Origin of the sequence: Pedobacter suwonensis, assembly GCF_007833675.1 — a bacterium.
Lineage (GTDB): Bacteria > Bacteroidota > Bacteroidia > Sphingobacteriales > Sphingobacteriaceae > Pedobacter > Pedobacter suwonensis.
Genome location: NZ_CP031708.1, coordinates 215413 through 240409, shown reverse-complemented (window position 1 = coordinate 240409; position 24997 = coordinate 215413). Strand labels below are relative to the sequence as shown.

Sequence of the window (24997 nt, the reverse complement as noted above, 5' to 3'; positions counted from 1 at the left end):
AGCCGAAGCAATCTTACAAGCAAAAAAGATTGCTTCGTCGTTCCTCCTCGCAATGACGAAACTTAAAATTATAACGCTTACAAAAAATAAAATATGTTAAGATTAGGAATACTAGGATTAGGCGAGGGCAGAAGCACCATATCTGCCTCACTGGCCAGCAAAAAGTTCAAATTGATCCAGATTTGCGATGCCAATAAAAAACTTTGCAAAGAACGGGCTTTGGAGTTCGATTTCCAGAACTGGACTACCGATTACAACGATATGCTCAAAAGCGATAAAATTGATATGATTGCGATTTACACGCCCGATCATTTGCATTTTGAACACATCAAACTGGCCTTGGAACACGATAAGCACGTGGTTTGTACCAAACCCTTTATTGATGATCTCTCGCAGGCCAACGAACTGCTGGCCCTGAGCAAAAAGACCAAAAAGAAAATTTTCGTCGGTCAGAGTTCGCGCTTTTTCGAACCGGCCATGCGCCAGAAAAAAGATTTCGATAAAGGCCTGATCGGCGAGTTGATTACCATCGAAAGCCACTACCATGCCGATCACCGGTGGTTTTTGGAAAAAGGCTGGTCGCTAAAACAATCGTTCAAATGGTTATATGGCGGTTTAAGTCACCCTGTCGATTTTATCCGCTGGTATATGCCTGATATTGAAGAAGTAATGGGCTATGGTATGCTTAGCAGCAATGGGCAAAAAGCTGGTTTAAAAAACCAGGATACCATGCACTTTATCTTCAAGGCCAAAGATGGCAGAATTGCCCGCGTAAGTGGTGCTTACACCGGACCAACCCAGCCTGCAAGTCGCGATAGTGGAATGAGCTGTATTTTGCGGGGGACAGAAGGGGCCAGCCAGGCCGATTATCATGAATTGCGTTATGCCGTAACCACCAAAACAGGCGAAGAAAAAATAGTTACCTGGGGCGATGCCACTTTGAAACATTATTTCCGTTTCGAAGGCCAGAGTCACCATGCCGGCGAATACCAAAACTACCTGGAATATTTTGCCGACAGCATTAACAATAAGTTCACCGCTTACCCTGATTTAAAAGAAGGCATTGGAACTATTGCGCTTTTGCAGGCCATGGATAAATCGCTCGAAACAGGCTTGCCGGTAAAGGTAGATGAAATATTAAGCAGTTATAACATTAGCCGGGAATCGATAGGATTATAGAATATTAAACCACAGATGAAAAAGACAGACACAGATTGTTGAGAAGCAATAGTTCGTATCACATCAAAAGTTAAAATGTATGTTATATATAAAATCGGCCACGGAAACACAGAAGTCACGGAATTCAAATTCGTTAGCTACTTAAATATCGGGAAAGTATTAAACCGAGAGAAAAGTTTCCGTGTTAATCCGTGTTTCCATGGCAACAGAATATAGCGTTACAACGTTAGCCGGGAATCGATAGGATTATAGAATATTAAACCACAGATGAAAAAGACAGACACAGATTGTTGAGAAGCAATAGTTCGTATCACATCAAAAGTTAAAATGTATGTTATATATAAAATCGGCCATGGAAACACAGAAGTCACGGAATTCAAATTCGTTAGATGCTTAATATCGGGAAAGTATTAAACCAAGTTAAAAGTTTCCGTGTTAATCCGTGTTTCCGTGGCAAAAACATATACAGTTACAACTTTAGCCGGGAATCGATCGAATTATAGAAATTCGTCATTGCGAGGAACGAAGCAATCTTACAACTAGTGGATAATTAGCTACCGCATTAAGATTGCTTCGTCGTACCTCCTCGCAATGACGAAATATTTAAAACCAAACTAACCAAATGCACAACATCGTAGAACGTTTAACCAGTTTAGATTACATCATCGTAATCTCCTACCTTGTCATCCTGATGGTGATCGGGTACCGCGCCAGTTTTCCGAAGACAAAAAACAGTGATGAAACCTTATTCTTAGCCAATAAATCTTTAGGCTGGGCCAGTATTGGCTTCAATATGTGGGGTACTAACGTAGGCCCATCCATGCTGCTTGCTTTTGCCAGTATCGGCTATACCACCGGTATTGTGGCCGTAAACTTCGATTGGTATGCCTTTATTTTTCTGTTCCTGCTTGCCATTGTTTTCGCGCCCAAATACCTGGCCGCAAAAGTGAGCACCATGCCCGAATTTATGGGAAACCGTTACGGCGATTCTACCCAAAATATATTAGCCTGGTATGCATTAGTAAAGATTTTAATCTCCTGGCTATCGTTAGGTTTATTTGCCGGTGGTTTTTTAGTCCGCCAAATTTTAGGCATCCCCATGTGGCAATCGGTCACCGTTTTGGTTGCCTTTGCGGGCTTATTCACTTTTTTTGGCGGTTTGAAAGCCATTGCCAAAGTCAATATTTTCCAGATGATTTTACTGATTGCTGTTTCGCTTTCGCTTACTTTGCTAGGCCTACAGAAGGTTGGTGGCATTTCAGCACTCTATAGTAAAACACCTGGGCATTTCTGGAACCTTATACAACCGGCCAGCGATCCAAAATATCCCTGGTACGCCATACTTTTAGGTTATCCGGTAGCTGCTGTAGCCTTTTTCTGTACCGATCAGTCGATGGTTCAGTCGGTGTTGGGCGCTAAAAACCTGAAACAGGGACAGTTGGGGGTAAGTTTTATTGGCTGGCTAAAAATCCTTTCACTGCCACTCTTTATCGTTACCGGCATATTGTGTTATATCCTCTTTCCCAACCTTAAAGATCCGAACGAAGCATACATGACCATGGTAACGAATCTTTTCCCTCCGGGCATGAATGGTTTGGTTATCGTAGTGCTCATCGCAGTTCTGGTGGGTACAATTGGTTCATCCTTAAATTCCTTAAGCACCGTATTTACCATGGATGTGTATGTGAAGAAAATTAATCCGCAGGCCAGCAATAAGCAGATCATCAATGTTGGGCGTTTAACCGTAATCGCAGGTTGTATTTTCGCGGTAATTGTAGTGCTGGCCATCGATAACATTAAAGGTCTAAACCTCTTCGATGTGTTCCAATCCGTACTGGGTTTTATTGCGCCTCCGCTTTCTGTGGTTTTTCTGTTAACCGTGTTCTGGAAACGGACTACCCGAAAAGCCGTAAATTTTATACTATCCATCGGTTCGATACTGAGTTTAAGTACCGGAATCATGTATTTATGGGTTTTACCGCCTAGCAAATATACCTTTTGGCCACATTACCTCATGTCATCCTTCCTGATCTTTATGGGTCTATTGCTCATCGCCATTTTGATTTCGCTTTTAGACAGAACACCAAGTATTTACACCATCAACGAAGAACACGAGGCCAATATTGAAAAACCAGATAAGACTGTTTGGATTTCATGGGCTGCATTGGCTATGGTAATGGTTGCACTTTATATTTTCTTTAACGGACATTAACATCAACCACAGATAAAAAGGATACACACAGATAACAACACCTTATCTCCGTGTTAATCCGTGTCCTTCCGTGGCTAAAAACAAAGCAACATGATAAACCTAAATTATTCCATTACGGACACAAATTATGAACCACAGATAAAAAGGATAAACACAGATACTAAATCCGTGTCTATCGCTGGTTAAAAACCAAGCAACATGGAAAACCTAAATTATCCCATGACGGACACAAATTATAAACACAGATAAAAAGGATACACACAGATAACAACACCTTATATCCGTGTTAATCCGTGTCCATCCTTAGCTAAATAAAAACCTGATAAGCCTAAATTATCCGTGGCTAAAACCAAGCAACATGAAACACCTAAAAAAAATACTCCTGATTACCCTGCTGCAAGCCATGGTAATCCCCGCTTTTGCGCAAAAAGCATCCTGGATCTGGTATCCCGGCGATTTTGATATCTACATGAGCAATGTGATGCAAAACCGTAGAACAGAACGTGGTTCATTTTTCCCTGTATTCTGGAAAATGGATAGCCATTACGTGCTGGTCGATTTCCATAAAGAGTTTACCCTTAATGAAGCTGAAGAAGTTAAACTCTTTGTAGAAGGCACTTACAATGTTAAAATTGACGGTCAGGCCCTAACCGGCTTTCCGAAATCCATCCAGATCCCGGCCGGAAAGCATAAACTAAGCCTGAAAGTGTATAGCCAGGCTACAGTGCCAGCCATTTTTGTACAGGGTAAAACCGTTGTATCAAATGAAAGCTGGTTAACCACTTTTGAGGATAAAGAATGGATTGATGCCAGTGGCAAAACCTCCGATAAATCTGGAACCACCTTTGTTTCGGCCGGCTCCTGGGGTTTAACCGATCCTTACCGCATGCCTTCTGCGTTTAAGTTACCTGCTGTGAAGCATACTGCTGTTAAAACAGAAAAGGCAGGCACAGGTTATGTTGCCGATTTTGGTAAAGAAACCTTCGGTTTCATTAAAGTACACGGCTTAAAAGGAAAGGGCAAATTGAGTTTGTATTATGGCGAATCGAAAGAAGAAGCTTTATCAACCGATAAATGCGAAACACTGGATCACCTGGAGATTGATCTTACCAACAAAAAAGATTCGGTGATGCTACTTTCCAAAGCTTTCCGCTATGTAAACTTTCAGCCCGAAAATGGCGTTTCTGCTGATTCTATCTCCATGCTTTATGAATATGCTCCGGTTACCGAGCGAGGAAGTTTTAAATCATCAGATGCGGAACTGAACAAGATTTATGATGTAGCTAAATACACTTTTCACCTCAATACCCGTGAGTTTTTTATCGATGGCATAAAACGTGACCGATGGGTGTGGAGTGGCGATGCCTACCAAAGTTACCTCATGAATTATTATTCGTTTTTTGATGCGCCGACCGTGAAAAGAACATTGTTGGCCCAGCGTGGCAAAGATCCGGTTACAGCGCACATCAATACCATTATGGATTACTCTTTCTATTGGTTTTTGGGTATTTACGATTATTACAAATTTACCGGGGACAGAAAATTTGTACAGGACATTTATCCCCGCATGCAATCGCTTATGACTTATATTGATGGCCGTAAAAACAAAAACGGTTTGCTGGAATGGATGCCCGGCGACTGGATTTTTATAGACTGGGCCGATAAACTGAGTAAAGATGGGGAAGTGAGCTTTGAGCAACTGCTTTACGCCCGCAGTTTAGAAAGCATGGCATTATGTGCCAAACTAGCTAACGACAGCGAAAATGCCACCAAATATGAACAACAAGCCAAAACATTGAAAGCCAAAATATTCGATATTTACTGGAATCAAAGCAAACACGCCTTGGTGCACAGCAGGGTAGCCGGTCAGCCCACAGAAAATGTAACGCGCTATGCGAATATGTTCGGGATTTTCTTCGATTACTTTACGCCCGAACAAAAAATCGCCGTAAAAGAACATGTATTGCTTAACGACAGCATCAACAAAATTACCACGCCTTACATGCGTTTTTATGAGCTGGAAGCACTTTGTGCCATGGGTGAACAAAGCTATGTATTAAAAGAGATGAAAAATTATTGGGGAGGCATGCTTAAACTCGGCGCTACTTCCTTCTGGGAAGAATATAATCCCGATAAAAAAGGTACCGAACACCTGGCCATGTACGGCCGGCCATTTGGAAAAAGCCTTTGCCACGCCTGGGGAGCCAGCCCGATTTACCTGCTCGGCAAATATTACCTCGGGGTAAGTCCCGATTCTCCGGGTTACGAAACCTACACCATTGAGCCCCATTTAGGTGGTTTAGCCTGGATGGAAGGTAAAGTACCCACTGCCAACGGCGATATTTCAGTTTACATGAATAAAAGGGAAATCAAGGTGAGCGCTGCTACAGGAAAGGGTAAACTCAGGATAAAGAGTAAAACGAAACCAGTAGCGAAAGGAGCAGAAATTAAAGAAATTTCAAAAGGAATGTTCGAGGTTACAATTGAAAAAGGAATGAAGTATCTGGTTAAATATTCGAACTAACAGCTCTTGTGTAGCCATGCAAACCTAGCAGGCTTTAAACCCTGCTAGGTTTAAATGAAGCTAAACTCCAATTCTTTGTTCAATTTTTTTAACACATTTGTTCGCTTCAGCTAAAATAACTTTGCTGTCAATCGCCTGATCGGAATTTAAGGCATTCAGCATCGAAATGGTTAAGCAGGCAATAATGCCATTGTTGCTGGCAATACCAATAGGGACAGAAATATCGGTTACACCCGAAACAGCATCACTGTTTTTAAAATATGAACCTGTTTGCTGAATTTCATTCAAAGAGTTTAAAAAATCTTCCTGCTGTGGTTTGGCATATTTTTTAAAAATAGCGTTGTTTTTTAATAAGGTATTTCGTTCAGCTTCGGGCATATAAGTCAGCAATACTTTACCCGATGCAGTTAATGGTAGCGGAAACAAATTTCCCTCTTCAATAGAAAGGGCAATTGGTCCCGGACTTTTCGCATGGATAATGACCATCACCTGGTTCATGTACAAAATACTCAGGTGACAAGATTGGCGTACCGAATTGGCCAGCTCTTCCAACGGAAACTGTGCAGCCTTCCTTAACTCATCAATAGGTGAGTGGCGGTGCGAAAGGTAAAAAAGCTTGAGCGATAACCGGTATTTCCCCGAAACCTCATCGCGTAAAATATAACCACGGCTTTCCAGACTCATCAGCATCCGGTAAATTTCATTCGGTGTTTTTTCAATACCAATGGCAATTTCGGTTTGTGATAAGGGAATAGATTGAGCCGATAGATACTCTAAAATATCAAGGCCTTTATCTAAAGCTGGCGCCTGATACTTCGATTCATTTTCTTTCATACAGGGTTAATTTGGTTGTATCGTATTTTTTACAGTTTCAAACATACAAAAAGCATTCATATTTCATATTCAGAATGAAATTATATCATTATTACCTGAATATATGTTTTCATATTTAAAAAAAAGATTTATATTTGAATTACCTGCAAAATTTAAAGTTAAACAAATTCTACAGCTTATACTATAAGGACCAAGAATTTATTTCTAATTAAATTGAGCACGACAACCAAGTATAAACCAAATCAAGCATCAAAAGCGATCTGTACAGGCTAATGAACAAACTTGTAATTTTTTCTTTTTTTTACCTGTTTACTTTTCCGCTGTTTGCTCAGCAGGTTAAGGTATTCCATTTAGCCTGCGAATACCGTTCAAATCCGCTTGGGATTGATGCCGTGCAACCACATTTTAGCTGGCAAATGGCTTCAGATCAGCACAATGTCAAGCAAACCGCTTATCAGCTTCTGGTATCAAAGAGCCTGACTTCGCTTAAGCAAGGTAAAGGTGAGGTATGGGATTCTAAAAAGATTATTTCCGGTCAGTCCGTTCAGATAAAATATAGAGGAGCAGCACTACAATCAGCTCAAAGGTATTACTGGAAAATCCGGGTTTGGGATAACCGGGGCAAGCCATCTGCCTGGAGTGAAACGGCACTTTTCCAGATGGGGTTGTTGAGTGCAGCTGACTGGAAAGGCGCCCAATGGATTGCTTACGAAAAACTGGCCGATTCAAACGTAAATGTTTTACCGACGGATGGGAAGAAAGACAAATTTAACGGCAATAATATCCTTCCGATGTTCCGCAAAGAGTTTGCAGTAACCAGAAGCATCAAAAAAGCTACTGCCTTTATTTCGGGCTTGGGTCACTTTGAAATAAGTTTGAATGGCGAAAAAGTAGGAGATGATTTTTTAGCCCCTGGCTGGACCAAATACGATCGCGAAGCTTTATACGTAACCTATGATATTACCAAACAACTAAAAAAAGGCGCTAATGCAGTGGGTGTGATGCTGGGAAATGGCTTTTATTACATTCCGCCGGTCAAAGAAAGGTACCGGAAACTAAAAGTGGCTTATGGCTTCCCGAAAATGATCTGCCGTTTACTGATCGAATATACAGATGGCACTTCGGTCAATGTAACCAGCAACGAAAGCTGGAAAACAGCACCCTCGCCGGTTACTTTTTCCAGTATTTATGGTGGCGAAGACTATAACGCCGGTTTAGCGCAAAAAAACTGGAACCAAACAGCATTCGATGATAGCAAATGGAAAAGCGCTTTGGTAGTAAATGGTCCGAAGCTAAACGCCCAGAAAGAAGAGCCTGTTAAAATTTTTGATCATTTTCCTGCAAAGCAGATTACACAAACAGCAAATGGTGACTGGGTTTATGATCTCGGACAAAACGCGTCGGGCATTATTGAACTCCAGGTGAGCGGCAAAACAGGCGACACCATCCGCATTACACCAGCTGAACTATTAAAAAAAGATGGTACCGTTACCCAGAAAAACATGGGTGGACCTGCTTACTTTACCTATATTTTAAGTGGTGAGGCGACCGAAACCTGGCGGCCACGTTTTTTCTATACGGGTTTTCGCTATCTGCAGGTTAAAGGTGGCGTTCCGGCAGGGAAAGAAAACCCGTTGAACAAAGCCATTATCAAAGATTTAAAAGGCCTGCACGTACGTAATGCAGCTCCAACAGCAGGCGAGTTTACTTCTTCAAACGAATTGTTTAATACAACCTTTAAACTGATCGACTGGAGCATTAAAAGCAATATGGTAAGTGTTTTTACAGATTGTCCGCACCGCGAAAAACTCGGTTGGTTAGAGCAATTGCATTTAATGGGCAGCTCGGTAAATTACAATTACGCGGCTGCACCGTTGTTTGTAAAAGCCTCAGTCGACATGCAAAATTCGCAGCTAGCCAACGGACTCGTTCCTGAAATTGCACCTGAGTATGTTAAATTTGAATGGGGAGGCGATATGTTCCGCGATTCGCCTGAATGGGGCAGTAGTAGTATTTTAGTACCCTGGGATTTGTACAAGTGGTATGGCGATAAACAAGCCTTAGCCAATCATTATCCCACCATGCAGCGTTACATCCAATATTTAAGCACCAAAGCCAATAACCACATTTTATCGCAGGGTTTGGGCGATTGGTATGACCTTGGCCCAAAACCTCCGGGCGTTTCACAGCTTACCCCGATGGGCATTACAGCCACTGCTATTTATTATTATGATTTAAAAATCCTCGAAAAAATAGCCACCTTATTGGGTAAAAAAGCTGATGTACTGACTTATGCCAAACTTGCAATTTCAGTACGCAATGCATTTAATGCTAAATTCTTTAATCCGGAAACCAGGCAATACGGCTCGGGCAGCCAAACGGCCAATGCCATGGCTGTTTATATGGGTTTAGTCGAAGAAAAAGATAAGCAGTCAGTTATTGATAACCTCGTAAAAGACATTAAAGATAAAAACAACGGATTAACAGCAGGCGACATTGGCTACCGTTATGTACTACGCGTTTTAGAAGATGCCAGACGCTCGGATGTGATTTTCGACATGAACAGCCGTAGCGACGTACCCGGTTATGGCATGCAGTTAGCGAAGGGTGCTACTGCTTTGACCGAAAGCTGGGCGGCACTGCCAACGGTTTCCAATAACCATTTTATGCTGGGGCATTTAATGGAATGGTTTTACAGCGGAGTGGGTGGAATCCGTCAGGATGAAAACTCAGTCGCCTTTAACCGGATTAAAATTTACCCTGAGGTAGTCGGTGATTTAACTGCAGCAACCACGAGTTACCAATCAGCCCATGGTAAAATAGCTACCGACTGGAAAAAAACGGCTGAAGGTTTTGAAATCGCCATAAATATTCCAGCGAATACCACAGCTGTGGTTTATATTCCGGTTTCGTCAAATCAAAGCCTTGCAGAGATTCACAATGCTAAATTCCAAAACCTCGGTACAGCCAACGGCAGAACCCAAATTGCAATCGGTTCGGGTTATTATAAATTTAAAGTGAAGTAGCATGAGCAAGATCTGGATATATCTGACAGGCCTATTAACATGCGCTACAGCATTTGCTCAGGAAGCTAAAAATCCGGTATCTGCGGTCGAAATGGAAAAAATTTACCAGGATGTGAAAACGCCTTTCAAATACGGATTGGTGATGGTTCCGGCTGATCAGGAGCATAAAATGGATTGTCCCACCATTTTTAGAAAAGGCAAATACTGGTACATGACTTATCTGATTTTTAGCGGTCGCGGTTACGAAACCTGGATGGCGAAAAGCAGCGATTTACTGCACTGGGAAAATCAGGGTAAATTAATGTCGTTCGATGATTCAGGCAAATGGGACGATAACCAGAAGGCGGGTTACAATGCACTTTTAGCTATCAAATGGGGAGGCAGTTACCAGGCGAACCGCTTTAATGGCAAATACTGGTTGTCTTATTTTGGTGGCAAGGAAAAAGGATACGAGGCAGAACCTTTATCTATTGGCATGGCCTATACCGATCAACATCCGTCGGTTGTGCAGGAATGGAAACGGCTGGATCGACCGGTTTTAAGCTCGCTCGACAGCGATGTACGCTGGTGGGAAAACCGTCATAAACTATTTAAAAGTACGGTGATTGCCGATCAGAAAAAGTTAACGGGCCATTCCTTTGTAATGTATTACAATGCTGTTGGCGATTCGCTGGCAAACAATAAAAAAACACGCTGGTATGAACGCATTGGCATGGCAGTATCCGACGATATGGTGCATTGGCAACGCTACCTTAAAAATCCCGTTGTACATCATCCGGTTGGCATTACCGGCGATGCAGTCATCCAGCAGATCGGAAGCAATTATGTGATGTTTTATTTCGGCGCATTCTGGCAGGACAGGAAAGGCTCTTTTAACCGTTTTGCAGTATCTAAAGACCTCGTTAACTGGACCGACTGGACGGGTAATAACCTGATCGAATCATCAGAAAAATATGATGAGTTATATGCACACAAATCGTTCGTCGTTAAGCACAAAGGCATTGTTTACCACTTTTATTGTGCGGTGAACAAACTAGACCAGCGGGGCATTGCGGTGGCCACTTCGAAAGATTTAGGAAAAAGTAAATTGAATTTTGTTCAAAATTAAGAAATGAGAATACCGGGCATTTATAAGGTTTTTATGGTATCCCTGCTGGGATTATTAGCCTCGCAAAATTGTGATGCTAATCCACTATTCGTCATTTCGACTGGAGCGCAGCGGAACGGAGAAATCTTTTCACGAGGCACCAACCATGATAGACAATTATCGGTCGGTGAGACACCAACCGATAGAGAATCCCGAGTAAAAACCAGCTTCAACCAAGACTGGAAATTTTTCCTGGGTAATGATCCCGCTGCCAGGAATTCGCTGTATAATGATTCAAAATGGAGAAAACTTACTTTGCCACACGACTGGAGCATTGAAGGCAAATTCGACGAAAAGAACCCTGCTAAACCTGAGGGTGGTGGCTTGCCAACTGGTATTGGCTGGTACAGGAAAACATTTACCGCACCTGCCGGTTTTACAAACAAATTGATTACCGTTGAGTTCGACGGTGTTTACAAAAACAGCGAGGTTTGGGTAAACGGCCATTATCTGGGTAAACGTCCTTATGGCTACAGTTCTTTTGCTTACGAAATCAGCAGATTCATAAAGTCAGGCAATAACGTCATTGCTGTGAAGGTCGATAATTCAGCACAGCCCGATTCGCGCTGGTATTCCGGTTCCGGAATTTACAGAAACGTATGGTTAACAACTACCGCCAAAGTTGCGGTGGCCAAATGGGGCACTTTTGTAACTACGGGTACTGACGGAAAAGTGAGTATAAAAACGCAAATCCAGAACAAAACTTCGAAACAGCAGTCAGCAGTTTTGGTACATTCTATTTATGATGCCAGGGATAAACTGATCATAAAAACACAAGCACAAAACATCAAAATAGATACAACCGGATTAATCGTTAACAGCGATAGCCAGCTTAAAAACCCTGTGCTTTGGTCGTTAAAAAATCCTGCACAGTACAAAGTGGTTACACAAATTTTGCAAAACAATAAGCTTATTGATACTTATGAAACTAAATTCGGATTCAGAACCTTCAATTTCGACGCAGAAAAGGGCTTTTCTTTAAATGGTATACCCACCAAAATACTGGGCGTTTGCCTGCACCATGATCTGGGTGCTTTGGGCGCTGCTGTAAACCTACGCGCCATGGAGCGCCAGCTCGAAATTATGAAAGCCATGGGCGTAAATGCCATCCGTACAGCCCACAATCCACCGGCACCGGAGTTTTTAGATTTATGTGATGAAATGGGTTTTCTCGTAATGGATGAAGCTTTTGACATGTGGGCGAAAAAGAAAAACAAAAACGATTATCACCTCAGTTTTCCCGAATGGCATAAACGCGATCTGGAAGATATGGTTCTCCGCGACCGCAATCACCCCTCCATTATTTTATGGAGCATCGGAAACGAAATCCGAGAGCAGTTCGATAGTACAGGTGTAGCACTAACCAAAGAGTTGGTGACAACAGTTAAAAACCTCGATCAAAGTCGTCCGGTAATCTCGGCCTTAACCGAAACCGATGCTAAGAAAAATTTTATTTACCAGGCCAATGCGCTGGATATTTATGGATTAAACTACAACCATAAACTGTATAAAGATTGGCCTAAAAATTATCCTGGTGTTAAGTTTCTGGCCACCGAAACCACATCAGCATTAGAAACCAGAGGTTTTTACGATACGGCTGATACCATCCGCCGGTGGCCAAGAGACGGAAAAACAAAGTTTACTGAAGGCAACCCTAAATGGTCAGCCTCTGCTTATGATAATGTTTCGGCTTACTGGGGTTCTACGCACGAAGAAACCTGGAAAGCAGCCAAAAAATACGATCATGTTTCAGGTCTTTTTGTCTGGACGGGTTTTGATTATCTCGGCGAGCCATTACCTTACCCATGGCCGGCACGCAGCTCGTATTTTGGAATTGTCGATTTAGCGGGTTTCCCTAAAGATTCGTATTACATGTACCAAAGCGAGTGGACCGATAAACCGGTATTGCACATCCTGCCTCACTGGAACTGGGAACCGGGCAAATCTGTAGAGGTTTGGGCTTACTACAACCAGGCTGACGAGGTAGAACTGTACCTCAATGGAAAATCTTTAGGTAAAAAATCAAAACAGAATGATGATTTACACGTGCAATGGAACGTAAATTTCGAACCCGGAACACTTAAAGCCTTATCGCGCAAAAATGGAAAAGAGGTTTTGGTCCGAGAAGTAAAAACTGCCGGCGATCCGGCTAAAATTGAGTTAATAGCTGATCGAAAACAGATTAAAGCCGATGGTAAAGATTTATCGTTTATCACTGTACGCATTTTAGATAAGGCCGGGAATGTGGTACCGAATGCGGATAACCTGGTTGACTTTAAAGTGGAAGGCAATGGATCTATAGCCGGTGTAGACAATGGGTTTCAGGCGAGTTTAGAACCTTTTAAATCCAGCTACCGCAAAGCTTTTCATGGTTTATGCCTGGCTATTTTGCAGGCTACAGAAAAAGCAGGGGTGATTAAGCTAACAGCAACATCGGCAGGTTTGTCATCGGCAGTTATAGAAGTTAGAATAAATAAATAAAAGCCTTGCAAAGCTGGTTGGTGTGGCACCAACCAGTTGGATAACCTAATCGGTTGGTGGCTCACCAACCGAAACTGAGCATGTAAATGATGGTTCGTGAAGACACGAACCATGACAGAAATTAAATAATAAGAATAAGTGGAGAAGACGATCAATTTAAAAGGAATAACCTGGAACCACAGTCGTGGCTTATTGCCCATGGTGGCAACTGCACAGCGGTTTTCAGAATTGCAACCCAATGTAAATATCACCTGGGAAAAGCGGAGCTTGCAGCAATTTGCCGATTTTTCTATCCAGGAACTGGCAGAGCGTTTCGACTTATTGGTGATCGATCATCCCTGGGCAGGCTTTGCCGCCAAAACCAAGTCGATTGTTCCTTTGGATTCTTACCTCAGTGATGACTATTTGAAAGATCAGGAAGAGCATTCGGTGGGACAATCTTACGAAAGTTATACTTACGATGGTCATTTATGGGCGTTACCCATTGATGCAGCCACACCCGTAGCCGCCAGCCGGCCTGATTTACTGGCTGAAAAAGGCTTTTCCCTGCCTCAATCTTTTGAAGATTTAATGGCATTGGCCAATGCAGGCCTGGTAGCCTTTGCAGGCATCCCGATAGATGTGTTAATGAATTTTTATACGCTTTGCTGCTCTTTGGGCGAAGATCCCTGCCATAACGATGAGACTGTAATTTCAACTGAAACCGGGGTAAGGGCACTACAAATGTACCGTCAGCTGGCATCAAAAATAGATCCGGCAAATTTCAACAGAAACCCCATTCAGGTATATGAAGCCATGACCCAAACAGATCAGATTGCTTATTGCCCCTTTGCCTACGGCTATGCCAATTATTCAAGAAATGGTTATGCACGAAAAGTGCTGCACTTTCATGATATGATATCGGTGAATGGCAAAACCAATTTAAGAAGCACTTTAGGTGGCACAGGTTTGGCTATTTCAGCAAAATGTGCCGAACCAGAAATGGCAGCCAAATATGTTGAGTTTGTGGGTTCTCCAAATTGTCAGGCTACATTATATTTCGAAAGCGGGGGACAACCCGGGCATTTGGCTGCATGGAAAAATGAAGAGGTGAATCGCCAGAGCCAGCAATATTTTGCCAACACATTACCTGCCTTACAAAGGGCTTTTTTACGTCCCCGCTACCATGGGTCCATGTATTTTCAGGATCATGCCGGTGATGTAGTGCGCGATTATTTAATGGGTGAGGGCGATGAAATGACAGTTTTATCTGCTTTGAACGAGTTATATCAGCAATCTAAAAGTTTAGCAGTATCATGAACAGGCCGTTAGAAGGACTTTTGATTTTAGAGTTTTGCCAGTTTCTGGCCGGGCCATCCGCTGGTTTAAAACTGGCTGATTTAGGCGCTCGCGTGATTAAAATAGAGCGACCACAAACCGGCGATGCCTGCCGCTCTCTATCCATCAAAAATCTCTTTGTGGATGAAGACAGCTTATTATTTCATACCATTAACCGCAATAAAGAGAGTTACACTGCCGATTTAAAAAATCCGGAAGATTTAGCAAAAATAAAAAAACTGATCGCCAAAGCAGATGTAATGACCCATAATTTCAGGCCGGGTGTAATGGAGAAAATTGGGCTGGATTATACGCAGGTACAACAAATCAATTCAAAAATTATCTACGGCGTGGTTACGGGTTATGGCAACGAAGGCCCCTGGAAAAATAAACCCGGACAGGATTTACTGGTTCAATCTGTTTCTGGTTTAACCTTTCTTTCCGGTGTAGATACCGACGGACCGGTGCCTTTTGGCCTTTCCGTATCGGATATTATGTGCGGCAACCACTTGGCACAAGGCATTATGGCGGCTTTAATTAAGCGTGCTAAAACCCAAAAAAGCGTATTGGTAGAGGTGAGCCTGCTCGAATCTATTCTGGATGTACAGTTTGAAGTAATTACGACTTATTTAAATGATGGAGGCAAATTGCCAGACAGGAGCGGAGTCAAAGGTAGTGCACATGCCTATCTAAGCGCACCTTATGGCATGTACCAAACGCAGGATGGCTACATTGCCATGGCCATGGGCAACCTCCCGAATATCTGCGCCATTATCTGCTGCGATATCAGCGACTTGTATGTAGAAGCTGGTTCAGCTTTCGATAACCGCGACAAACTGATTGTACGTCTTTCCGAAACCTTTAAACTGGAGCGTACAGCCAGCTGGGTTAATCTACTGGAAAGCAATGGCATCTGGTGTGCCGAGGTGCTCAATTACCAAACGGCTACTGCATTAACCACTTATAAAAACCTGGAAATAGAACAACAGCTTGATTTAGGGAGCGGAAAAACCATTAAAACAACCGTTAGTCCAATCCGGCTGGATAAAAGAAAATTATTTGCGGCTAAAGCTGCGCCAAAATTGGGTTTTGATACGGAAAGTATCAACAGAGAGTTTGAGATAAATTAAGCATCATGCCGTCATTTTCGACTGGAGCACAGCGGAACGGAGAAATCTTTCAAAACAGATCCCTCCACTACGGTCGGAATGACGAATAAAGAATAAAATAAATTAACATATGCGACCGCTTGAAGATTATTTAGTTATCGATTTTAGCCAGTTTCTTTCCGGCCCCTCGGCGAGTTTGCGTTTAGCCGATATGGGGGCGCGTGTAATCAAAATCGAACGTTTGGGCATTGGCGACATTTGCCGTACGCTGTATACCTCAAACCTGATTATGAACGGCGAATCATCGGTTTTTCATGCGATCAACCGGAACAAGGAAAGTTTTGAGGTTGATTTAAAAAGTGAGGAAGATTGCGAAATGGTACGCGGGCTTTTAAAAAAGGCCGATGTCATGATTCATAACTTCAGGCCGGGTGTAATGGAGCGTTTAGGCTTCGATTATCCTACAGTGAGCGCTTTAAATCCGACTATTATATATGGCGAAATATCAGGTTACGGCACCACTGGTGAATGGAAAAATAAACCGGGGCAGGATTTGCTCTTACAATCGGTTACAGGTTTGACATCGCTTACCGGAAATGCAGATAGTGGACCTATGGCCATGGGCTTATCCATTGTTGATATGCTGGCCGGTGCACATCTGGCCCAGGGAATTTTAGCCTGCCTGTACCGAAAAGCTGTAAAAAGTGAGGGCGGTTTTGTCCAGGTAAGCATGATGGAATCGGCTTACGATTTTCAGTTTGAAACCATTACCACCTTCATGAACGACGGTGGTAGTTTGCCTGAGCGATCTAAACAAAACAACGCAAACGCTTACTTAGGTGCACCTTATGGCATTTACCAGACCGAAAATGGTTATCTGGCATTGGCCATGGGGTCAATTCCGCAATTGGGTAATTTACTCGGCTGCGAAAAACTGGAAGATTATGCAGAAGTAAGCGAAGCCTTTGACAAGCGCGACGAGATTAAATACATATTAGCCAGTCATTTGCTTACCCAAACCACTGAAAAATGGCTTTCTAAATTAGAACCGGCCGATATCTGGTGTTCGGATGTATTAAACTGGAATGCTTTGATGGCGCACGATGGTTTTAAGGTATTGAACATGATCCAGGAAGTACAAATGCTTGATGGTTACCGTTACGAAACCACCAGATGTCCAATCCGGATTGACGGAGAATTATTAACTTCACCGAAAGGTTCACCCAAACTGGGACAGGACAACGAAAAAATCATCAAAGAATTTATAACTCATACAACTGTAAATGTCTAATCAAGCCGAAACTTTCAGAATAGCTGTACGTAAATTTGGCCCTTTTGAATCTGCCATGCAAAAATTCTGGGACAGCTACTGTGCTTTTTCTGGCTGTACACTCCAGCTGGACATGCAGATTATGGATTTACACGAGCTCTATGAAAGTACCATTACCAATCAGGGCTTAGCTAAAGGTACATTTGATATTGCGCACATCAATACCGATTGGGTGTATGAAGGTTACCTGAACCAGGCATTTGAGGTTTTAAACCCTTATATCAACACCCGTAAACCCGTAGATTTCCCTAATGGCTGGAGCAAATCGCTACTCAAATTACAGCGCTTTGGCTGGGAAGTGGTGGGTTTGCCTTTTCATGACGGTCCGGAGTGTTTTATCTACCGCAAAGATTTGTTTGAAAGCGAAACTGAGCAGGCCAATTATTTAAAACAGTTTGGAAAAGCTTTAACCATACCCCAAACCTGGGAGGATTTTCATCAGGCAGCACAGTTTTTTCACCGCCCGCACGAGCACCTATATGGCAGCATCTTTGCCTGCTATCCCGATGGGCACAATACCGTTTTCGATTTTTGCCTGCAATTGTGGACCAGAGCGGGCAGTCTGGTTGATCAAAATGGAAACATTCAAATCAACTGCCACGCGGCAGTAGAAGGTCTTGATTTTTACCGGAAGATCGTAAATGATCAAACTGCAGTTCATCCCAAATCAAAAGATTTTGAATCGGTTGCCGCCGGCCTGGCTTTTGCCAATGGCGAAGCCGCCATGATGATTAACTGGTTTGGTTTTGCCGGCATGTGCGAGGTAGATGCCAATTCGAAGGTAAAAGGTAGAGTAGGTGTCGATTTGTTGCCTGCAGCAGTTGGTAAGGCATCGGCATCTTTAAATGTATACTGGCTTTACACCATTGCCAAAGGCAGTAAAAACAAAGAATTGGCTTACGATTTCCTGAAATTTGCCACGAATGCCGCTCAAGATAAGCTATTGACGCTTGAAGGTGGAATTGGTTGCAGGCTTTCTACCTGGAAAGATGCAGAAGTAAACGAAATGATTCCATACTACCATAAACTAGAACAGTTACACGAGGTGGCCAATACGCTGCCACAGCATAAAAACTGGACGCAAATAGCCAAAATTATTGATGAAATGGTGTTAAAAGCCATCAATACCACGGCAGAATCTGCCGGTTTAATTGAGGCAGCCCAAAACCAGATTAACAAATTGAATTGAATGAGTATCGATATCCAATATAAACCAGCTTTACCCGAAACCAAACAGCCGATTATCATTATTGGTGCCGGCGGAATTGTGGCTGATGCACATCTTCCTGCTTATAAAATTGCGGGCTTTGAAGTATATGGCATTGTAAACCGGACAAAAGCCAGGGCACAGAAACTGGCCGATGCTTTCGGCATCCCTCATGTTTTTGATACTGTGGCTGAAGCCGTTGCTGCAGCGCCTGAAAATACGGTGTTCGATATTACCATTATGCCCGGGCAGTATATCGAAACCCTAAAGCAATTACCTGATGGTGCAGCGGTTTTAATCCAAAAGCCCATGGGCGATGATTTTAACCAGGCTAAAGAAATTTTAGCTTTATGCCGGGCAAAAAAACTCAAAGCGGCCATTAACTTTCAGCTGCGCTTTGCACCTTTTGTAAGTGCTGCAAAATACCTTATCGATAAAGGTTTGATTGGCGAACTCTACGATATGGAAGTCCGCGTAACCATTAAAACACCCTGGGAAATTTTCCCGCACGTGATCATCCATCCACGTTTAGAGATTCAGTATCATAGCATCCACTACGTTGATTTGATCCGTTCGTTTTTGGGTAACCCCAATAGCGTGCTGGCCAAAACCCTGAAACATCCTGCCAAAAGCTTGTCCTCATCACGTTCAACCATTTTACTCGATTATGGCGATACGATGCATGCCGTAATCAATACCAACCACGACCATGATTTTGGTCCGAAGCATCAGGAAAGTTATATAAAATGGGAGGGAACCAAAGGCGCTATTATAGCCAAAATTGGCTTATTGATGGATTATCCGCATGGCGTGCCCGATGTGTTTGAGTATTGTGTGGCAGAAGCTGGTAAAACACCGGAATGGCAAACCGTAAAACTGGAAGGCTCCTGGTTTCCTGAAGCCTTTATTGGCACCATGGCCAATTTAATGCGTTATAATGAAGGATCAAGCCCTGTTTTACACACCAGTGTTGAAGATGTGATTGATACGATGGCTGTAGTAGAAAGTGCCTATGAATCCAGTGATACTGGTGGTGTGAAGCCAAAATAAGTTAGCGTCATTGCGAGGAGGAAACAATATTGAAAATATCGTCCTCGTTTGTAACGAGGATGAACGGGAACGGCGATTGTATCGCCTAAAAACAAAGCGTTGCCTCGTAAGACGCTCTGCAAAAAACTAAATGAATAAAATTTAACAACACATCGTCCTCGTTTGCAACGAGGATGAACGGGAACGGCGATTGTATCGCTTATAAAAAAATTAAATTATGTATTTCAAATCCACATTTTTTGAAGATTACCAGTTACAGGATAAACGTGTGACCTTAGGGCGCACCATCACAGAAAGCGATTTTGTGGTGCATGCAGGCCATACCGGCGATTTTTTTCCGCACCACATGGATGCCGAATGGTGTGCCACACAACCCTTTAAACAACGCATCGCACATGGTACCATGATTTTCAGCATTGGTATTGGCCTTACTGCTTCCGAAATTAACCCCGAGGCCATGAGTAAAGGTTACGATAAACTTCGTTTCATAAAACCGGTGTTTATTGGCGATACCATTCACTCCGAAGTCACCATTTCGGAAAAAGGAGAAAGCAAAAGGCCAGAATATGGCACCGTAACCGAGCATGTAGAAATTATTAACCAGCATGGAGAAGTTGTATTGGTCTGCGACCATCTTCTTGTAGTCAAAAAGTTCAGTAGTCATTAGTTCAGTAATCAGGATACTGATCTCCGCCTGGCAGTGGCAGCTCCAATGAACAAATCAAACCAATGACAAATGAACTATTGAACCAATGAACCGATAAACCAAATATCATGAACCACAACACCGCAACCGAAATTGTAACTGAAAACCATTCCTCATCGGGAAAAAAGTACCTATTGCCATTTATACTCGTAGTGAGTCTGTTTTTCCTGTGGGGAATGGCGCACAATCTCGATTCGATCCTGATTCCGCACCTTAAAAAAGCCTGTAACTTAAATAACCGGCAATCTACCTTAATTGATACCGCTGTTTTCTTTGCCTATTTCTTAATGGCCATTCCGGCAGGCGTTATTTTAAAGAAATGGGGTTATAAGGCTACCATGATTTCGGGCCTGCTGGCTTTTGCAATCGGTGCTTTTCTATTTGTTCCGGCAGCCAATAACCTTTCCTACATCACTTTTCTTATTGCACTTTTTATCATTGGTTGTGGTTTAACCATGCTCGAAACTTCGGCCAATCCTTATGCTGCAGTCTTAGGCGATCCAGCAAAAGCCACCAGCAGGTTAAATCTTGCCGCATCATTTAATGGCTTAGCAGCCATGGTAGCGCCCATGATCGGTGGTTTATTTATCCTTTCCGGAAAATCGCATACCAAAGAACAACTCGCGGCCATGAGTGCTGAGCACCGAAACAGCTATTTTTTGGAAGAAGCAGCATCAGTTAAAACCCCTTACATCACTTTAGGAATTATTTTACTGGTTATCGCAGTTATATTTTATTTCATCCACCTGCCCGAAATTAAAACCAAAAGTATTGATGGCGAGGCCAAAGGTAGTTTCTTTGGTGCATTGAGGCATAAACACCTGAGGTGGGCTGTGGTTGCACAGTTTTTTTATGTCGGTGCGCAGGTTTGTGTAACCAGTTTTTTTATCAGAATGGCCCAGCAAGGTGGTGGCTTTGATGAGAAAACCGCGGCATCCTATTTAGCGATTTATGGTTTCTTATTCACTGTCGGGCGTTTTGCAGGTACAGCCATTCTCCAGTTTGTTTCTTCCAATAAACTGCTGGCAATTTATGCTGTTATCTCTGTTTTGTTGTGCCTGGTGGCTATTTTAGGAAAGGGTTCTTACGTGGTGTATGCTTTAGGTGGACTTGGATTCTTTATGTCGATCATGTTTCCGACCATTTTTGCCCTGGGTATAGATGGTATTGGTGATGATACCAAACCAGGTTCTTCATGGTTAATTATGTCAATTGTGGGAGGTGCCATTTTACCTTTCGGCATGGGCACCCTGATTGATCTGTACGGTGATCACATCCAGATTGGTTACAGCATCCCGTTGGTTTGCTTTATAGTGGTGCTTTATTTTGCTTTAAGCGGCTATAAAATGGCGCATAAATCATAATTAATCTACTCCTTGCTACTATGATCAACTTAAAGTTATTGAATATAAAATTTAAAAATGACACCCAGGTTTAGTAAAACACTGTTATTGATATTGCTGGTCAGCTTTTGTGTCTCAAAGCGGGCCCATGCGCAAAATGAAAATGCAAAGCCCTGGGTATTCTGGTACTGGATTAAAGGAGCTGTTTCGAAACCCGGCATAACAGCCGATCTGGAGGCCATGAAAGTCAATGGTATCGGCGGCGCTTATTTAATGAGTATTCAGGGTGCCGATAAAACACCGCTTTATCAGCCGCCAAGCGTACAACTTACCCCTGAATGGTGGCAAATGGTGGAGTTTGCCATGAGCGAAGCCAAACGTTTAAACCTTAAACTGGGTATGCATGTAAGCGATGGTTTTGCATTGGCAGGCGGTCCCTGGATTAAACCCGAACTTTCCATGCAAAAAGTAGTTTGGTCAAAGATAACCACCAGTAATACAAAGAATAAAATACAACTACCTGTACCCGAAAATAAGGAAAATTACTATCGCGACATAGCTGTTTATGCGTATCCATCACCTGTAGGAGAAGGGATCTCTACCCGAACCGTCATCCCTAAAATTACGGCCAGCAATGGTGCAGACGCTACCGGATTGGTGCAACCGGGCAATAAGAAAAACTTTGGCTCAAACGAACCTTGTTACATCCAGTACGAATTTGAAAAGCCTTTCACCTGCCGAACCATAACAATTAAGGTTAGTGGCAATAATTATCAGGCCCAGCGACTGGCCATTGAGGTGAGTAACGATGGGAAAACCTTCCGCTCCATCGGGCGCCTGGAAGCACCACGGCATGGCTGGCAGGATACAGATGAAGCTGAAACACACAGCATTGTGCCTGTAACAGCTCAATTCTTCAGGTTTATTTACGATAAGAGAGGCGCTGAACCTGGCGCTGAAGATTTAGATGCGGCCAAATGGAAACCTTCATTAAAACTCGTTAACCTGGAATTATCGGCCGAAGCGCAGCTTAATCAATTTGAAGGCAAAAATGGCGCTGTCTGGCGGATCAGCAAAAGAAGCACAGATGCTCAAATTGCCCCAAACCTTTGCATTCCCTTAAAAGACATCATCAACCTCAGTAATAAACTAAATCCTGACGGCACTTTGAACTGGAAGGCTCCCAAAGGTAAATGGACTATTTTGAGGATCGGGCATACCTCAACAGGGCATACCAACGCTACCGCAGGTGGCGGCATGGGACTGGAATGCGATAAATTTAATCCCGCAGCCGTTAAACTACAGTTCGACAATTGGTATGGAGCAGCTTTAAAACATGCTGGCCCTGAAACGGCCAAAAAGGTGTTGAGCGTTTTCCATGTCGATAGCTGGGAGTGTGGCAGCCAGAACTGGTCGCCATTGTTCAAAGCCGAATTTTTAAAACGCCGGGGGTACGATTTAACACCTTATCTGCCCATTTTTACCGGACTTCCGGTAGAGAATGCAAAAGTATCTGAAGATTTCCTGTATGATATCAGAAAAACCATTGCCGAGCTGGTGGTTGATCAGTTTTATAAAACCCTGGCCAAACTGGCCAAGGAGAAAGGGGTAACCTTTACCGCGGAGAGTGTAGCACCTACCATGATGAGCGACGATTTATTGCACTATAAAACAGTAGATGTACCCATGGGCGAGTTTTGGCTGAACAGCCCTACGCACGATAAACCAAACGATATGCTCGATGCCATTTCAGGAGCGCACATTTATGGCAAAAACATTGTTCAGGCAGAGGCCTTTACCACCGTTCGGATGGATTGGAACGAAAGTCCGGGCAATATGAAAACCCTGCAAGACCGTAATTATGCCCTGGGCATTAATAAACTGAGCTACCACGTTTTTGCGCACAACCCCTGGATGGATAGAAAACCGGGCATGACTTTAGATGGGGTAGGCCTTTACTTTCAGCGCGACCAAACCTGGTGGAAACTGGGTAAAGCCTGGGTTGATTATGCCATACGCACGCAAAATCTGCTGCAACAAGGTAAACCTGTAGTGGATATTGCCGTTTTCACAGGTGAAGAATTGCCCCGCAGGTCGGTATTACCCGATAGGCTGGTCGCAACCTTACCCGGAGTTTTTGGCAAGGAGGTGGTGGAGGCAGAACAGCAACGTTTAGCCAATGTTGGCGAACCTTTGCGACAAATCCCTGCCGGGGTTACCCATTCGGCTAACATGGCCGATCCCGAAAACTGGGTAAACCCTTTACGCGGTTATGCTTACGATAGTTTTAATCCGGACGTATTGAGCACTGCAACCGTTAAAAACGGAGAAGTTGTTTTTGCAGGCGGTACCAGCTATAAAATTCTGGTATTCCCCGGGGATATGAAAATGAACCCCAATTACCAGTACATAAGCTATGAAACAATTAAAAAGCTTTTGGGGCTGATCAGGGCAGGTGCGAAGGTAATTGTTGGAGATAAACCCTTATACCAAAATGGTATAAAACAGGTTAACGCCTCGGTGTTCAATAAAATGGTGGAAGAAATTTGGGATGGCAACTTCGAATCATATAAAAATAATAACCATCCTGTTTATACCAAAAAATTAGGACTGGGACAGATTTTTAAGGCCCCTTTCTATGGTGAAACCTTTGATGTTTTAGGCTTGAAAAGAGACTTAACGGTTAACGAATTCACGAACAGTAAATTAACTGAGGATTACGCACCTGGTATTGCTTACACCCATAGAATTGATGGAAACAAGGAAATTTACTTTATCTCTAATCAGCAAAATAGAGAAAGGGCATTACTCTTCAATTTAAGAAATGGCAGAAAAGCTGTACAAAGCTATGATGCTGTAAGTGATGTATGGTCTGAACCACATCAGATCAACAATGCATTTGATGGTACTAACATCAGTTTAACCTTATATCCTAACCAATCTGTTTTTCTGGTAATGGATACACCGGAATTAAGTTCTTTTTCTTCACAAAGTGCCGATAGCGGATTGAAAGCTGTAAAAAACAAGCCTGTAGATAAAAAAGCACTGGATATTTCAGCTAACTGGCAGGTGCAATTTGACCCCGCTTATGGCGGCCCATCCCAACCGGTTCTTTTTAATCAGCTTAGCGATTGGAGCAAAAATCCTGATTCGGCAATCCGCTACTATTCGGGAACTGCACTTTACACCAAAAACTTTACTTACAATGGCGATACCAAAAATGCCTGGATCGATTTAGGCGCTTTCTCGAGCATGGCCGAAGTTAAAATCAACGGCGTGACATGCGGTACCTTGTGGACACCGCCTTACTATTTAGACATCAGCAAGGCCGTTAAAAAAGGAGAGAACCAGATCAGTATTGAAGTGGTAAATACCTGGGCTAACCGTTTAATTGGCGATAGTAAATTGCCTGAAGACAAAAGAATTACCAAAACAACTGCACCATTCCGTTTAGAAGGCAAGCCATTAAACCCTGCCGGATTATTCGGACCGGTACTGATACAACTTGAAAAGTAATTGAGAATTTGATATT

At 42.9% G+C, this 24997-nt stretch carries 15 protein-coding genes; 14 read left to right on the top strand and 1 reads right to left on the bottom strand.

Annotated features, from left to right (window positions below):
- Positions 1 to 93 precede the first annotated feature (93 nt).
- The 3 genes from DV942_RS00970 to DV942_RS00960 all read left to right on the top strand — a co-directional run bounded on the left by DV942_RS00970 (position 94) and on the right by DV942_RS00960 (position 5915).
- On the top strand, positions 94 to 1179 hold the full coding sequence (locus DV942_RS00970) for a Gfo/Idh/MocA family protein (RefSeq protein ID WP_145854499.1): 1086 nt from the start codon (positions 94 to 96) through the stop codon (positions 1177 to 1179).
- 622 nt (positions 1180 to 1801) lie between these two features.
- Positions 1802 to 3391, top strand: coding sequence for an SLC5 family protein (locus DV942_RS00965; RefSeq protein ID WP_145854497.1), 1590 nt, complete (start codon positions 1802 to 1804; stop codon positions 3389 to 3391).
- Positions 3392 to 3749: 358 nt separating this feature from the next.
- Positions 3750 to 5915 carry an alpha-L-rhamnosidase-related protein gene (locus DV942_RS00960; protein ID WP_145854495.1) on the top strand — a complete coding sequence of 722 codons (2166 nt, stop codon included), beginning with the start codon at positions 3750 to 3752 and terminating at the stop codon, positions 5913 to 5915.
- Between the two features lie 60 nt (positions 5916 to 5975).
- Here the strand turns inward: DV942_RS00960 and DV942_RS00955 are convergent, their stop codons facing one another.
- A complete protein-coding gene (locus tag DV942_RS00955; RefSeq protein ID WP_145854493.1) occupies positions 5976 to 6749 on the bottom strand; it encodes an IclR family transcriptional regulator in 774 nt (257 codons plus the stop codon).
- Between the two features lie 272 nt (positions 6750 to 7021).
- Here DV942_RS00955 and DV942_RS00950 point away from each other — a divergent pair, with 272 nt between their 5' ends.
- The 11 genes from DV942_RS00950 to DV942_RS00900 all read left to right on the top strand — a co-directional run bounded on the left by DV942_RS00950 (position 7022) and on the right by DV942_RS00900 (position 24981).
- Positions 7022 to 9775, top strand: a complete 2754-nt coding sequence (locus tag DV942_RS00950; RefSeq protein ID WP_145854491.1) for a family 78 glycoside hydrolase catalytic domain — start codon at positions 7022 to 7024, stop codon at positions 9773 to 9775.
- Between the two features lies 1 nt (position 9776).
- The gene (locus DV942_RS00945) at positions 9777 to 10883 is read left to right on the top strand and encodes a glycoside hydrolase family protein (protein ID WP_145854489.1); all 1107 of its coding nucleotides are present in this window, start codon (positions 9777 to 9779) and stop codon (positions 10881 to 10883) included.
- A 3-nt stretch (positions 10884 to 10886) separates the two neighbouring features.
- Complete coding sequence (locus DV942_RS00940) at positions 10887 to 13403, top strand: glycoside hydrolase family 2 TIM barrel-domain containing protein (protein WP_244950790.1); 2517 nt, start codon at positions 10887 to 10889, stop codon at positions 13401 to 13403.
- A gap of 138 nt (positions 13404 to 13541) precedes the next feature.
- Positions 13542 to 14702 carry an ABC transporter substrate-binding protein gene (locus DV942_RS00935; RefSeq protein ID WP_145854487.1) on the top strand — a complete coding sequence of 387 codons (1161 nt, stop codon included), beginning with the start codon at positions 13542 to 13544 and terminating at the stop codon, positions 14700 to 14702.
- Positions 14699 to 15850 carry a CaiB/BaiF CoA transferase family protein gene (locus DV942_RS00930; RefSeq protein WP_145854485.1) on the top strand — a complete coding sequence of 384 codons (1152 nt, stop codon included), beginning with the start codon at positions 14699 to 14701 and terminating at the stop codon, positions 15848 to 15850. Before DV942_RS00935 ends, DV942_RS00930 begins: the two co-directional genes overlap by 4 nt.
- 109 nt (positions 15851 to 15959) lie before the next feature.
- A complete protein-coding gene (locus DV942_RS00925; protein WP_145854483.1) occupies positions 15960 to 17120 on the top strand; it encodes a CaiB/BaiF CoA transferase family protein in 1161 nt (386 codons plus the stop codon).
- Positions 17113 to 18348, top strand: a complete 1236-nt coding sequence (locus DV942_RS00920; RefSeq protein WP_145854482.1) for an extracellular solute-binding protein — start codon at positions 17113 to 17115, stop codon at positions 18346 to 18348. The genes DV942_RS00925 and DV942_RS00920 overlap by 8 nt, the downstream gene beginning before the upstream one ends.
- Complete coding sequence (locus DV942_RS00915; RefSeq protein WP_145854480.1) at positions 18349 to 19416, top strand: Gfo/Idh/MocA family protein; 1068 nt, start codon at positions 18349 to 18351, stop codon at positions 19414 to 19416. It abuts the gene before it with no gap.
- A 217-nt stretch (positions 19417 to 19633) separates the two neighbouring features.
- Positions 19634 to 20083: a MaoC/PaaZ C-terminal domain-containing protein gene (locus DV942_RS00910; protein ID WP_145854477.1), complete on the top strand. Its 450-nt coding sequence runs from the start codon at positions 19634 to 19636 to the stop codon at positions 20081 to 20083.
- A gap of 107 nt (positions 20084 to 20190) precedes the next feature.
- Positions 20191 to 21486, top strand: a complete 1296-nt coding sequence (gene fucP / locus DV942_RS00905) for an L-fucose:H+ symporter permease (protein ID WP_145854475.1) — start codon at positions 20191 to 20193, stop codon at positions 21484 to 21486.
- 57 nt (positions 21487 to 21543) lie between these two features.
- The gene (locus DV942_RS00900) at positions 21544 to 24981 is read left to right on the top strand and encodes a glycosyl hydrolase (RefSeq protein ID WP_145854473.1); all 3438 of its coding nucleotides are present in this window, start codon (positions 21544 to 21546) and stop codon (positions 24979 to 24981) included.
- The last annotated feature ends 16 nt before the right edge of the window (positions 24982 to 24997 follow it).